This window comes from Bdellovibrio sp. ArHS, assembly GCF_000786105.1.
Classification (GTDB): domain Bacteria; phylum Bdellovibrionota; class Bdellovibrionia; order Bdellovibrionales; family Bdellovibrionaceae; genus Bdellovibrio.
The window spans coordinates 161,230-173,630 of the sequence record NZ_JTEV01000012.1; the positions used below are offsets into that span (position 1 = coordinate 161,230).

Here is a 12,401-nt window from a genome sequence, read left to right on the forward strand (position 1 = left end):
CTTTTTCTTGAGATTTCAATCGCCCGGCCATAGACTTCTCTGAATCCGGAGGTCCCTATGCGTTTTCTGACTCTTGTTTGCCTGTTTTTTCTTTCCCCGTGGGTTCACGCGACGCAAACACCGGGTGATTTTTTTGAGCTTTCAGCCAATAGTATTTCAGGCAAAAAAGTGAATTTTTCGACTTACCGAGGTAAGGTGGTGCTCGTGGTTAACACCGCTTCTCAGTGCGGCTTCACACCTCAGCTCAAAGAACTCGAAGACATGTACAAAAAATACGCAGATCGTGGCTTCGTCGTCCTGGCCTTTCCTTCGAACGACTTTAAGCAAGAAAAAGCCGACAACACCGAAGTTCAAAAATTCGCCGAAAAAGAATACGGCATCACCTTTCCTCTTTTTGAAAAAGCGCCCGTGAGTGGTGACGACAAACAACCGGTTTATAAATTCCTGACAGAGAAAAAGCCGGGCCTTTTGTTTAAAGACGTCAGTTGGAACTTCGAAAAATTTTTGATCAACCGTCGCGGTCAAGTGGTTGAGCGCTGGAGTTCGATCACAAAGCCCTCTTCAGACAGCCTCACCAAAGCCGTCGAAAAAGCCTTGGCCGAGCCCCTTTAAATTCGACAAAAAACCAGTGATTTCACAGGCTCGGCGAAAAATTATGATGCATCCGTTTCAGATTGAGACAAAGCGCGAAGTCTGGACTTCGTTTTGATACTTTTTTTTGAAGTTTTACCCCCTTTTATTCGATAATATTCAGAGGGGGACCTTTGTGAAAACCGCATCCACTTTTCAGCTTATACTTCTGGCTTTCCTATTGGGCACTTTCGCAGCGCCTTCACTGGCACTCGCCCAATCGGATCACAAATCCTATCTTCTTTCTCAGGTCGACCCCGACGAAGCTTACGATCCCTTCACCGACTATAGTGAATTTGATGAAGAGTCCGACGAAGAGGCGGATATCAACTTTTTCCGCAACGGTCGCTTCTTTACGATTGGCCTCGCCGGGGGTTATCGCGGTTTTACGGGTAACTTTGCCGATGCTTATGAGGCCGCGCCGACTTTTGGAATTTTCTTAAGCTACTTCTTTGATTTGCGCTTAGCAATGACGTTGGGTTTTCAAACGGGTGATCACGCCGTTAAGTTCACAGTGAACAATCAATCGCAAACCTATACCGGGAACGTGTCAATCACCTCTGTCAACGTGGACTTGAAGTATTACCTAAATACTCAGAACGTGACCCGTGGTCTGGCTGATTTGAATCCTTATATTCTTGGCGGCTTGGCGCAATTCTATCGCACCTATACGATTGCGGGCCTGGATGGATTTTCCCGAGACTCAACGATGGGTTTTGATTTAGGTGCCGGTCTAGAAATTCCTTTAATGCGAAAGAAAGCTTATCTGGGAATCCAAGGGACTTATCACTACGTGAATTTTAGCGACGAGAATAAGTCTTATGTGGATGGGTCCGAGAAGCTGGATAAAAATTTGACCGGAGACTTTTACAACTTCCTTTTCATCTTAGGGATGAACTTCTAAGAAGACGCCTATTGTTTGCAGCAAAAGCCCTAGAATAATGACTCCTGGGGCTGCCCAACGCAACGTAAAGCTCCAATGCGGATACATGCTATAAGAAACGAACTTGTCTTTGTCGACAAAACTCAGTTCTTTTTCTTTTTCTGTTGTTCCTAAATTATAGGCAACCAAAACACTCAAAGCAATCACCGGAAGCGCCCAGTTGATTAACAACGAATCCAAAGACTCAATCACCGATCTACCAGCCACTCGCACATTTTTAAAAACAGAACTTGAAAGAGCCGGAAGCAAGGTCAGCACCAGCGCCACCAAGCCGGAATACCACGTGGCCTTACCTCGCCCCATCGTCTTCTGAGCATCCACCCAGTTAGAAACAACGACCTCTAAAAGACCAATGCTGGCGTTTAACGCCGCCATATAAAGACAGGCAAAAAAAGCCAGTCCGAAAAGTGTTCCACCACGAATTCCCAAAAGATAGCGCGGCAAAACCTCAAACATCAAAGCGGGGTCTGTCAAAGGAACATTGGTCGCCTGAAAGGCGACGGGAAAGATCATCACAACGGCAATCAGCGAAATCGCCGTATCCACCAACGTCACCCGAAAACCCGCCGTCGGCGCATGGTCTTCTTCGCGCATATAAGAACCGAACGTCACCATGGTACCAAAACCAACCGACAGAGTGAAAAACACATGTCCCAGAGCGTGATTCAAAGAGGCCCACGTCAATTTTGAAAAGTCAGGATAAAACAGAAAACGCAAAACTTCTGGTGTCGAAGGCAACGAGAACGAGCGCATCACCAGAACAAAAACCAAAATCGCAAAAAGGGGCATCGTGTAGCTGATGAATTTTTCAAGCCCCTCTTGCACACCTTTCACCACAACCACAACGGTAATCAGCAAATGCGCACTTGCCAGCATAAGTTGCAGCCAGCCATTGGACATTAGCGCCGCCAAATTGGTTTTCGCCGTCACCATCTCTGGCGGACTGAAAAGAGAGATCAGGAACTGGGTCATAAAGTGCAGCACCCAGCCGCTGATAACCGCATAGTACGACAGCACAACGATGCTTAAGATCACCGCCAGGCGCCCCGCCCAACGAAACCCCTTGCCAGCTTTTTGTCCCAACTGTTGAGTTGCAACAATCACGGATCGACGGCTGTTTTTCCCCATCATCAGCTCTGCAATCAACATCGGAGCGCCAATTGCTAAAGACATGAAAACATAGATCAAGATAAAAGCGCCGCCACCGTTTTCACCCACCACGTAGGGAAAACGCCAAAGATTTCCCAGACCACAGGCGGAACCAATGGCCAAAAGATAAAATCCAAAGCGTGTTCGCCACGAGCCGCGTTTCATCATTACTCGCTACCTCGACGAGACTTCATACAGAAGATGCGAATCGGCATCCCATGCAAATTCCAACGCTCTTTGATGTTTTTAATCAAGAAGCGACGATAAGAATTTGTCACACCGTCAGGATGATTGGCAAACGCAATAAAGGCCGGAGGACGTTGATACGTCTGAGTCAAATAGTAGAACTTCACGTTCGTCGTTCCCCACACTGGCGCCGGCGCTTTGCGAATTGTCTCAAAGAAGAAGTCATTCAGTTCCGACGTCGGCACACGGAAATTCATTTGATCAGAAACTTTTTCGATCATCTCAAAAAGATCGCCGATACCCTGTTCCGTTTTCGCACTTGTGAACACCACGTGAACATCTTTAAAGAAGTGGAACACGCGTTCTACTTGTTCGCGGAAGGTCTTGCGATATTCAGGAACTTCTTTACCGCCCAAGTCAGATTTATTGGCAACCAGGATCACACCTTTATGATCTTCCAGGATCGCCTGCATGATTCTCGCATCCTGATCCGTGGGACCAAGGGTGCCGTCCACCATCAACAAGACGATGTCTGCGCGACGAATGGCTTCCTGAGATTTGAAAGCGGAAATAATTTCGAGCCCCTCTTCCCGCTTGGCGGATTTACGCAGACCCGCCGTATCCACCAAGGTGTACTTTCGTCCGTTAAAGATGAAAGGGGAATCGACCGAGTCGATGGTTGTTCCCGCGACGTCTGAAACGATCATACGTTTTGCACCCAAAATACAGTTGCAGATGGAACTTTTGCCCACGTTCGGTTTACCAACGATGGCGATATTCATCCCCTCTTTAAGCGTTCCAGGATTTTCCGGAATCTGCTTAGTCACCCATTCCAGGATGTCGGAAAGGCCGCGACGTTGTTCGAAGGACGCCGAGATAATATCGACGCCGAACTCATAGAAATCAGCCTTGGCGATTTCTTCTTCGGTTACTTTATCAACCTTGTTGATCACCAGCAGAAAGGGTTTTCCCGTCTGTTTGGCGACACGGATAATATCGCGGTCTTCGGGAACCAATCCCGCCCGGCCATCCATCACGGCAATAATCAGATCCACGGAATGCAAAAATTCAGTCACTTGCTCACGGATCAACTTCGAGAAAATATCGCCCGCCTCAGTGATACCTCCGGTATCAATCAAGTCGAATTGTTTTCCCCAGATATCCACAGGCTCAATGATAATATCACGAGTCACACCGGCCTGGTCTTTCACGACGGCTTTGCGAGTCTCGGTAATAATATTAAACAAGGTTGATTTTCCTACATTCGGGCGGCCGATAATGGCCACCTTGGGCGCAAACTCAGTTTTCAGATTTGGTTGCATAACCCAGCTCCTTCATCATTCTTTTGTTCTCAAACCACTCAGGCTTCGCGATGACTTGAAGGTCGAGGAATATTTTTTCACCCATTAGTTTTTCAATTTCTTTACGAGCATCCATGCCGATTTGCTTGATCACCTTGGCTTCTTTACCAATGACGATTGCTTTGTGGCTGTCTTTGGAAACGATGATCTCGGCAAAGATCTTCGGAACGGGTTCAGCACTTTCATCAAATTTTATGATACGCACAGCAAGCGAATACGGAATCTCCTGATGCAAAGACTCAAAACACTTTTCACGGATGATCTCTGCCGCCATTTCACGCACGTTTTCATTTGTGAAAAGCTCGACATCATAAAGTGGCGCCGGTGTTTCAGGCAGAAGTTCTAAGAACTCAATCAGCATAGCCTCACGCTCTTCCTGATCGTTCAAAGAATCCTTAACGGAAACAGACATCGCCTTTCCGCCGCGATCTTCAATCATTTTTTTCAGAATCAGGACGCGATGAGCTTTTTCTTCGATATCCGCTTTCGTTACGATGCCAATCCAAGGTTTGCCACTTTTCGAAACCAAATCCAGAATTTTTTCTGCGTCTTCAGGCTTGCCTTCATCGACACTGACGATCGCCAAGAGCGCGTCAGAATCCGCAATAACTTCTTCGGCCTCTTTCGCCAAAAAATTATTCAGACCTTTATCCGCTTTAATAATACCGGGAGCATCGACAAAAACAATCTGCCCCTGTTCCGTGCTCCAGATACCCAGAATACGACGGCGTGTCGTTTGCGGTTTTGCTGATACGATAGAGACTTTTTCATCCACAAGGTAGTTCATCAAAGTGCTTTTCCCTGCGTTGGGTTGTCCAATCAATCCCAAAAATCCAGCTTTATAACCCATTTTAATTTGTCTCCTTATACTTCATTTCCAGGGCTTGTTTTGCCGCAGATTGCTCTGCATTTTTCTTACTGCGCCCTCGCCCTTGGGCCCAAACATCTTCTTTAATTTTCACACACACCAAAAACTGTCTGTCATGCGGTGGTCCCTCTTCCGCCAACACCTCGTAGCGAGGCGTTTCTTTGAGGGACTTTTGCACCAGTTCCTGAAGGCGTGTTTTATAATCTCTTTCAAAATCCTCGGTACCACAGACCTTTTCCGTCAACGTGGTAAACTCACCGCGGATAAACTTTTTCACAACCTCAAAACCGCCGTCCAAATACATCGCACCCACGATCGCTTCAAAAGAGGAGGCAATCAAGCGGGGCTTTTGCGCGCCCCCGGTCATGGTCTCGCCCTTTCCCAGATGCATAAGTTTATTCAGCTCCATATCCAAAGCGAGTTCTGACAAAACTTCTTCGTTGACGATGCTGGCGCGTTTTTTCGAAAGCCCGCCTTCGGTATCCTCTGGGAATTTCTCAAACAAGAATTCCCCGACCACCAGATCCAAAACGGCGTCGCCAAGGAATTCCAGCTTCTCGTTGTGTTCCGTCGCATTTTTTAACTCATTGGCGTAACTCTTGTGAGTCAGAGCTCGCTGTAGCAGGGCCGAGTTTTTAAAACTATAACCCAGCCTTTTTTCAAGATGTGTCACGGCACCACCTCGCCAATCAAATGACCTTCCATGTGTTGCTTGTTGGAATGATCATAACCAGAAATCTTCACGTCGATTTCTTGTCCTGCCCAGTGATCAATAAAGCTGTCGGCGCCCAAAATATCCACCGGCCAGTAGTCATGGCTTAGCCCCTGACCACCTTTCGCCGCATTCTTCAGAATCAATACTTTCTTCACCAACCCGACTTGCGACTTCGCCAAATCCGCGTACCGGGAAAGACTCAAATCACGCAGGCGCGCCGCTCTTTCCGCACGAACATGAGGATAAACGGAAACATCCATCGCCGCCGCTCGGGTCCCCTGTCTTTCGCTGTAGGGAAAGACGTGAATCTTCGTCCAGGGAAGCTCAGCCAGGGTGTTATAGGTGTCTTGGAATTGTTCTTCCGTTTCCGTAGGAAAACCGACAATCACATCCATACCGACAAAAGAGTTCGGAACTTTTTTGGCAATCGCGTTGAGCGAATTTCGCACATCCTCTTGCGTGTATTTACGCTTCATATGGAAAAGAACATCAGTATTGGCGCTTTGAATGCTCATGTGAAAATGAGGACACAGGCGCGGATCCTGATAAAGTTCCAAAAGTCTTTCTGAAACTTCAACAGGTTCTAGGCTCGACAAACGAAAGCGCGGCATTTTCGTACGCGCCAAAAGATTTTCGATTAAATCTTCCATCACGTATTTCTTGCCACTGACCTCATCTTCGTAATCCCCGATATGCACGCCAGTGAGGACGACTTCACGCGAACCTTCGGCATAAAGATCATTCACGCGCTGAACTAGATCAGCGACCGGAATAGAGCGGCTTTTCCCGCGCGCATAGGGAATAATACAGTAAGTGCAAAAGCTATTGCAGCCATCCTGAATCTTTAAAAAAGTGCGGGTGTGATTCTTCTCGATACCGCCGCCGGCTTCTAAGTCTTCTTTTTTAAAGATATTGGATTTAAAAACCTTCTCGGTCAGTTCGCCGCGAAAATGTTTATTTAAAAGTTCCGGCAAAGACCCTTTATGAGAATTCGCAACGACCAGATCAGCTCCCGGCAGATTCGAAAATGAGCCGGTATCGACTTGCGCCGCACACCCCGTAACCACAACTGTGCAGAAAGGATCTTTGACTTTAAGGCGACGAATATAGCGAAGAGCCTCTTTCGTCGCTTCGGCCGTCACCGCGCAGGTATTCAGGACATGAACGCGCGCCGTCTTTTCACCCGAAATGATCGGAGCAAAACCGTTGGCGTTGAGATTTTTTTGAATCAACCCCGTGTCATAGGTGTTCACCTTACAACCGAATGTATGAACCTGATACTTTACAGAATGATCCATCCGCCCCCCACTAACTCTTTGCCACGATAAAACACCGCCGCCTGTCCGGGTGTTACAGCGCGCTGAGGCTCTTGAAATTTTAATTTATAACCGGTGTCCGTCTTGAAAACCTGAGCCAATGAACCCTTGTGCTGATAGCGGATCTTCACATTCATGATTTCGCCATCATGAACTTCGCCTAAAAGCTTCGGCTCTACGACAGTCACTTCGTCAGCATTCAGATGCACTTCATCGCCAACCCAAACGGTATTGTCGGAAGCCTCGATCTTGATCACAAAAAGTTTTTCGTGATGATCCATCCCCAGGCCTTTGCTTTGGCCGATAGTGAAGTTATGAATGCCCTCGTGAGAAGCCATCACTTCCCCCGTTGGATATCGTTTGATCACACCTTTTTTGGAGTCCAGGATGCTCTTGTCAACCTGACCCTTGATAAAGTTTTGATAACCTTGATTGCCGACAAAACAGATCCCTTGAGAATCCTTCTTTCGGGCGGTCACCAAACCACGACTTTCTGAATAGGCGCGAACCTCGGGCTTTTTCATATCCCCGACAGGGAACAAAAGTTTCGGCACTAGTTCTGGATCTATTGTGAAAAGGAAATATGTTTGATCTTTCCAGTCATCCGTCGATGTGTGAATAGACGCTTTACCCTTTTCGTCATAAACGATTTTTGCGTAGTGCCCGGTTGCGAGATAATCACACTCTAATTCGCGCATCTTCTTGACCAGATGGTCAAATTTTAAATAGGTGTTGCAGTTCACACAAGGCAGCGGCGTCTGTCCCTCAAGATAAGCTTTAAGAAAAGGATCGATCACCGCCGCGCGAAACTTCGCCTCGCAATTAAGAACGTAAAATGGAATTCCCAGACGATCGGCCACGGCCCGCGCGTCATCCACATCGATGCTGGAACAACAAGTGCCATTACCCTCTTCGATATCGCAAGTGGAGTAATCCCAAACTTGCATTGTTGCCCCAATAACCTCATACCCCTGTTCGACCAAGAGCGCAGCCGCGGCAGAACTGTCCACGCCTCCGCTCATAGCAACAAGGACCCTTCCCTTAGACATGATAAGAATCTCCTTCGCTGTTGTTTAAGGATCGCAGTCGTGCCACGACGACTTTTAATGCTTCAATAAAACCGTCTACTTCTTCTTCTGTGGTGTCCCATCCCAGACTGACCCGCAAGCTGTTTTGTGCTTCCGCCCGCGACAAACCCATCGCTAACAATACGGGACTAGGTTCTGGATTTCCGCTTGAGCAAGCCGCTCCCGTCGAAACCGCGTAACCCTTTATATCCAACGACATAAGCATTGTTTCGCCGTCGACACCTTGAAGAACCAAGGAACTGGTGTTGGGAAGACGTGCGGATTCGCCAGCTGTGAGCGTGACGTCTTCGATCTCGGATAAAATTCTTTTTTCCATATGGTCACGAAGCTTCGCCAAGGATTCGGCTTTTTGCGGAATCAGTGACGCGCGTTTGGCGACAAGTCCCAAGGCCCCGATCCCCAAAGTGTTTTCTGTGCCTCCACGGCGATGTCTTTCCTGACCTCCACCGTGAATCAATGAACTGACGTTACTGCCCTTGCGCGAATAAAGAACGCCCGTGCCTTTGAGTGAATAGAATTTGTGACCCGAAAATGAGGCGAAGTCCACGCCCAGTTCGTGCACGTTCACAGGAATTTTTCCAAATCCCTGAACCGCGTCGGTGTGAAACAAAGCTCCTTTTGCGTGAGCCATTTCGGCCATACGCTGAATCGGGAACAAAGTCCCCGTTTCGTTGTTCGCCAACATGACTGAAACCAGCGCGGTCTCTTCACTTAAATGCGCTTCGTAAAATTTCAAATCGATCTCGCCCTGACGATTCACCGGAATGAAATCCACCCGAGCCCCCAAAGATTGCAAGTGCAACATGGCTTTCATCACACTGGGATGCTCGACGGTGGAAGTCATATAGTGAGTGCGTCGGCGTTGTTCCGGAGTCAGAAACTGCGCCGTCTGATAGTAATCAAAAAGCCCCTTGATAACGGTGTTGTTGCTTTCACTTCCGCCGGAAGTAAAAATAATTTCTAAAGGACTTGCATGAATCGCCTCGGCCATCGCCTTACGGGCGTCACGCAAAACATTTTTTGGCATTCGACCGCCCCAATGGATGGAACTGGGATTTCCCCATGCTTGCGCTAGTTCCGGCAACGCCTCCAGAACCTCTGTGCAAACAGGGGTCGTGGCATTGTGGTCGAAATAATGAAAGACTCGGCTTTGACTCATAAGTTGGGGGAACCTATCACAGTTCTTAAGTATTGAAAACTTCTAAGAATATTTGCTCTGCACGGCCGTCTATTGCGTTAACAGAGATGCAAATTCTACAACCCTTAAAAGCGTTTAAAATGGGTTTCAGAACCTTAGACCCGGACTGGACCTCGGATTCTTAATGTTCTGGCTCAAAATTCCGATAAACATCCAGATGAGTATTCATGCCTGGTTTGAACATTTTAAAGAGCAACTTCAAGGACTTAACGAATCTTTTGAACAAAGTGGTTCGAATCTAAGCCTTTTGGGTTATGCCTTAAAGGAACAACGCCTCAGTTCTGAGTTGTATTTAAATTGGGCACAAGATCACTACAAACTACCAAAACTTCAGTCACGATTTTTTACAGAGACTTCCGTTTCCCAGGAAATGTTCGCAAAGTGGGCGACCCATTACCCGTGGTCTGCGGAGTGTCTGCCTGTGGCGGAGTGGGATGGCTCACTCATCGTAGCTTGTCTTCAACCGCCACAGGATTTTCCTCAAACACCTTCGGCGATTTTGGTTCTAGCTCACTTTGACAGTCTTGAACAGGTTTGGAATCAACTTCATCCTGCTTCGGCATCCGCGGCTCCGATCGCGGCAACTTCTTCCTCCCCCATGGTTAGCGAAGAAGCCCCTGAGGGAATGGATTTTTCTGTCGCCACAGTTGCCACACAAAGCCCCAAAGACAGTTTTTCATTTGAAGATCTCGGTGTCGCGCAAAACAACAACACCCCCTCAAGCCTGGAAGAAATCGCATTAGATCCATCCCCTTCTGAAGAAGGCTTGGACGGACTTTTTGATGGCCCGACGGTGATTCGTCTTGAAGCTCTTGCCGCTGCCGAACCTGCGGCAGAATCCTCGACTTCCTCTGAAATCGTCAAATTTGCGGAAGGCTCTGAACCAAAAACTCAAGTGGATGAGATCGTATTACAAGCAGAACCGGTGACTGAGGAACTTGGTCCCGTCGCCGCCGCTTCGGATACGGCTAAGAAAAAGATTCCACCTCCGCCGCCGCCAAAAAACGATTCACCGCCAGCATTTGAGGATAGCTTTGGGAATAAACCTATTCCTATCGTTCCTCGTCCTGCAGGCGTCGCCCGTCCCACGATCAATCCAGTCGCCTTGGGAAATTTTGCTTTGGAAAAAGTGAAAAAGAAGAACGCTGTTCTTCTGAATGAAAGAGTGAAACACATCTTAAGTGAAATGAAAGTGCATTTTGAAAAGTCGATGATCTTGACCTTGGATGAGCAGGAAACTCAATTGACGGCCTTTGCCTGGGATGAAAATTTTCAGGGCATGAAGGATACGTCGATGCGTTTTCCTCTGCGAACTCCCAGTATTTTTAACATTGTGGCGTCAACGCAAAAGCCATTCCACGGATATATTTCTCTTAATGAAATCAACGAGAAGTTTTTTGAAGACTGGAATCAGGGCCGAATTCCTGATCACGTTACGATTTCTCCTATCATCATCAATGAGAAACTTGTCGGCATGCTGATGGGGTTTGCGGAAAAATCCGCCTATAATAAAACCTCTCTCAACCTTGCAGAAAAACTTTCGGTCGACTTTGTTAAAGGGCTTGCCGCCTAAACCCTTCCCCTGTTTTTCATTTTATTTAGCATTATCTAAAGACAAAACCTGTGATCCTTTCTATTATCTTATCTATGAAAAAAGCTCTTCTGGTCATTGATTTACAGATTTGTTATTTGAAACTAAATGCTTCAGAGGCAGCCGCTACGCAGGCGATCGCCAACGTCAATCGTCTGACTGAACAGGCCCTCATCGACGGCGAAGAAGTTTTTTTCATTCAGCATTTTTTCGAAAGTCTTCCCGAAAAGTGGGTGCTTAAACTCTTTTTTAAAGGGGCCGGCTTGCGGTCAGATCCTAATGCCATTTTCGATCCTCGTTTGCAGATTAGAAATACAAAAATACTTCAGAAAAACACTCAAAATACTTTTAAATCGACGAACCTTCACCAGCTTCTTCAGGACAGCGGCGTTGAGGAAATCGCCATCGTCGGCCAGGATGGAACGGCCTGTGTGCAAGCCACAGCTTATGGCGCCCTCGAACTCGGGTACTCGGTTAAACTGATCGACAAGGCTATTTTAAGCGCCTCACCAAAGAAATGGGCCAAAATCAAATCACATCTTTTGACGAATCCCCGGTGTACGCTTGTTTAAATAATCGCCAGCTTTTAGTCAGCCTTGTAGTTTCTTCCAGGATAGCAAAAGTTTTGGCGTTAAAAGTTTAAAAGACTTAAAAAGAGCCATGCGCCATTTTCTTTTCATTATTCTTTTTCTGCTTCCGTTTTCTGTTTTTGCGGATCTTCAAATTCGGGTGGTCAGCGTTCACGACGGCGACACGCTCACGGCAACAGGTGTTGCCGACTCGCAAAAATACAAAGTCCGTCTGCTGGGAGTCGACACTCCCGAAGTTGATTTTTACAAGAGCACTCAAGGCGAGGCTGCTTTAAAGGCTCGCGATGTTCTTCTGAAACTTGCCCCGGTCGGAAGTATTATAACGCTTTCTGATGACAGCCAAGTCGATAAGCACGGTCGTGTGTTGGGACGCCTTTTAAGAAACGGAAAAGACATTAATCTTGAGATGCTGCGGTTAGGATGGGGGGCGATGTACTTCATTTACCCCTTCGACAAGCGCATCGTTTCGGATTACAGCAAGGCCTCAAAAGAAGCTTACGACAACCGCCGAGGTCTTTTTTCAAACGAATTCAAAAACACCGAAATCCCTTATGAGTTCCGCATGCGTGTGCAAAACCAAGTCGGCCGCAACCTGATCGGCGACTTCGAACTTAAAAAAGTCGTCCCGCCCGAAGATTCTGCCAGCATCCCCGTCTGGAAACGCGTCTTCTTCCCCAGCTTCGACCAAGCCCACCAAAACGGCTACAACTAAAAAGGTGCCAGGGGACTTTTCCTAACCCTGGCGCGTTCAACGCAGGCCAGTTAG

Annotated in this window: 12 protein-coding genes; 5 read left to right on the forward strand and 7 right to left on the reverse strand. The window is 47.4% G+C overall.

What is annotated here, in order from left to right; translation table 11 throughout:
• Positions 1–57 precede the first annotated feature (57 nt).
• Complete coding sequence (locus OM95_RS07190) at positions 58–612, forward strand: glutathione peroxidase (protein ID WP_291515780.1); 555 nt, start codon at positions 58–60, stop codon at positions 610–612.
• Between the two features lie 154 nt (positions 613–766).
• Positions 767–1,534 carry an outer membrane beta-barrel protein gene (locus OM95_RS07195; RefSeq protein ID WP_291515782.1) on the forward strand — a complete coding sequence of 256 codons (768 nt, stop codon included), beginning with the start codon at positions 767–769 and terminating at the stop codon, positions 1,532–1,534.
• On the opposite strand, the gene OM95_RS07200 is transcribed toward OM95_RS07195, so the two are convergent.
• The 7 genes from OM95_RS07200 to OM95_RS07230 are packed head-to-tail and all read right to left on the reverse strand — an operon-like array spanning position 1,517 to position 9,415.
• Complete coding sequence (locus tag OM95_RS07200) at positions 1,517–2,890, reverse strand: sodium-dependent transporter (RefSeq protein WP_041871924.1); 1,374 nt, start codon at positions 2,888–2,890, stop codon at positions 1,517–1,519. The two genes, OM95_RS07195 and OM95_RS07200, sit on opposite strands and share 18 nt — an antisense overlap.
• The gene (gene der / locus OM95_RS07205; protein ID WP_041871928.1) at positions 2,890–4,230 is read right to left on the reverse strand and encodes a ribosome biogenesis GTPase Der; all 1,341 of its coding nucleotides are present in this window, start codon (positions 4,228–4,230) and stop codon (positions 2,890–2,892) included. The genes OM95_RS07200 and der overlap by 1 nt, the downstream gene beginning before the upstream one ends.
• Positions 4,208–5,119 carry a GTPase Era gene (gene era, locus OM95_RS07210; protein ID WP_041871931.1) on the reverse strand — a complete coding sequence of 304 codons (912 nt, stop codon included), beginning with the start codon at positions 5,117–5,119 and terminating at the stop codon, positions 4,208–4,210. Before era ends, der begins: the two co-directional genes overlap by 23 nt.
• Before the next feature lies 1 nt (position 5,120).
• Positions 5,121–5,810 carry a ribonuclease III gene (gene rnc, locus OM95_RS07215; RefSeq protein ID WP_041871932.1) on the reverse strand — a complete coding sequence of 230 codons (690 nt, stop codon included), beginning with the start codon at positions 5,808–5,810 and terminating at the stop codon, positions 5,121–5,123.
• Positions 5,807–7,150, reverse strand: a complete 1,344-nt coding sequence (mtaB, locus tag OM95_RS07220) for a tRNA (N(6)-L-threonylcarbamoyladenosine(37)-C(2))-methylthiotransferase MtaB (RefSeq protein WP_041871934.1) — start codon at positions 7,148–7,150, stop codon at positions 5,807–5,809. Before mtaB ends, rnc begins: the two co-directional genes overlap by 4 nt.
• Positions 7,135–8,217 carry a tRNA 2-thiouridine(34) synthase MnmA gene (mnmA, locus tag OM95_RS07225; RefSeq protein ID WP_291515784.1) on the reverse strand — a complete coding sequence of 361 codons (1,083 nt, stop codon included), beginning with the start codon at positions 8,215–8,217 and terminating at the stop codon, positions 7,135–7,137. The genes mtaB and mnmA overlap by 16 nt, the downstream gene beginning before the upstream one ends.
• Positions 8,210–9,415, reverse strand: a complete 1,206-nt coding sequence (locus OM95_RS07230; RefSeq protein WP_041871937.1) for a cysteine desulfurase family protein — start codon at positions 9,413–9,415, stop codon at positions 8,210–8,212. Before OM95_RS07230 ends, mnmA begins: the two co-directional genes overlap by 8 nt.
• Before the next feature lie 163 nt (positions 9,416–9,578).
• Between OM95_RS07230 and OM95_RS07235 the strand changes: the two genes are divergently transcribed.
• The 3 genes from OM95_RS07235 (at position 9,579) to OM95_RS07245 (ending at position 12,347) form a co-directional block, all read left to right on the forward strand.
• On the forward strand, positions 9,579–11,027 hold the full coding sequence (locus OM95_RS07235) for a hypothetical protein (protein ID WP_291515785.1): 1,449 nt from the start codon (positions 9,579–9,581) through the stop codon (positions 11,025–11,027).
• Between the two features lie 74 nt (positions 11,028–11,101).
• The gene (locus tag OM95_RS07240; RefSeq protein ID WP_041871940.1) at positions 11,102–11,617 is read left to right on the forward strand and encodes a cysteine hydrolase; all 516 of its coding nucleotides are present in this window, start codon (positions 11,102–11,104) and stop codon (positions 11,615–11,617) included.
• Positions 11,618–11,705: 88 nt separating this feature from the next.
• Entirely contained in the window at positions 11,706–12,347 is a 642-nt protein-coding gene (locus OM95_RS07245) for a thermonuclease family protein (protein WP_041871942.1), read from the forward strand.
• Positions 12,348–12,401: the final 54 nt, after the last annotated feature.

Excerpts from the sequence above, each read along its gene's own strand:
- der (WP_041871928.1), bottom strand. The coding sequence starts at position 4,230 with ATGCAACCAAATCTGAAAACTGAGTTTGCGCCCAAGGTGGCCATTATC.
- OM95_RS07245 (WP_041871942.1), top strand. The coding sequence starts at position 11,706 with ATGCGCCATTTTCTTTTCATTATTCTTTTTCTGCTTCCGTTTTCTGTT.
- mnmA (WP_291515784.1), bottom strand. The coding sequence starts at position 8,217 with ATGTCTAAGGGAAGGGTCCTTGTTGCTATGAGCGGAGGCGTGGACAGT.
- OM95_RS07240 (WP_041871940.1), top strand. The coding sequence starts at position 11,102 with ATGAAAAAAGCTCTTCTGGTCATTGATTTACAGATTTGTTATTTGAAA.
- era (WP_041871931.1), bottom strand. The coding sequence starts at position 5,119 with ATGGGTTATAAAGCTGGATTTTTGGGATTGATTGGACAACCCAACGCA.
- OM95_RS07200 (WP_041871924.1), bottom strand. The coding sequence starts at position 2,890 with ATGATGAAACGCGGCTCGTGGCGAACACGCTTTGGATTTTATCTTTTG.
- OM95_RS07230 (WP_041871937.1), bottom strand. The coding sequence starts at position 9,415 with ATGAGTCAAAGCCGAGTCTTTCATTATTTCGACCACAATGCCACGACC.
- OM95_RS07235 (WP_291515785.1), top strand. The coding sequence starts at position 9,579 with ATGTTCTGGCTCAAAATTCCGATAAACATCCAGATGAGTATTCATGCC.
- mtaB (WP_041871934.1), bottom strand. The coding sequence starts at position 7,150 with ATGGATCATTCTGTAAAGTATCAGGTTCATACATTCGGTTGTAAGGTG.
- OM95_RS07190 (WP_291515780.1), top strand. The coding sequence starts at position 58 with ATGCGTTTTCTGACTCTTGTTTGCCTGTTTTTTCTTTCCCCGTGGGTT.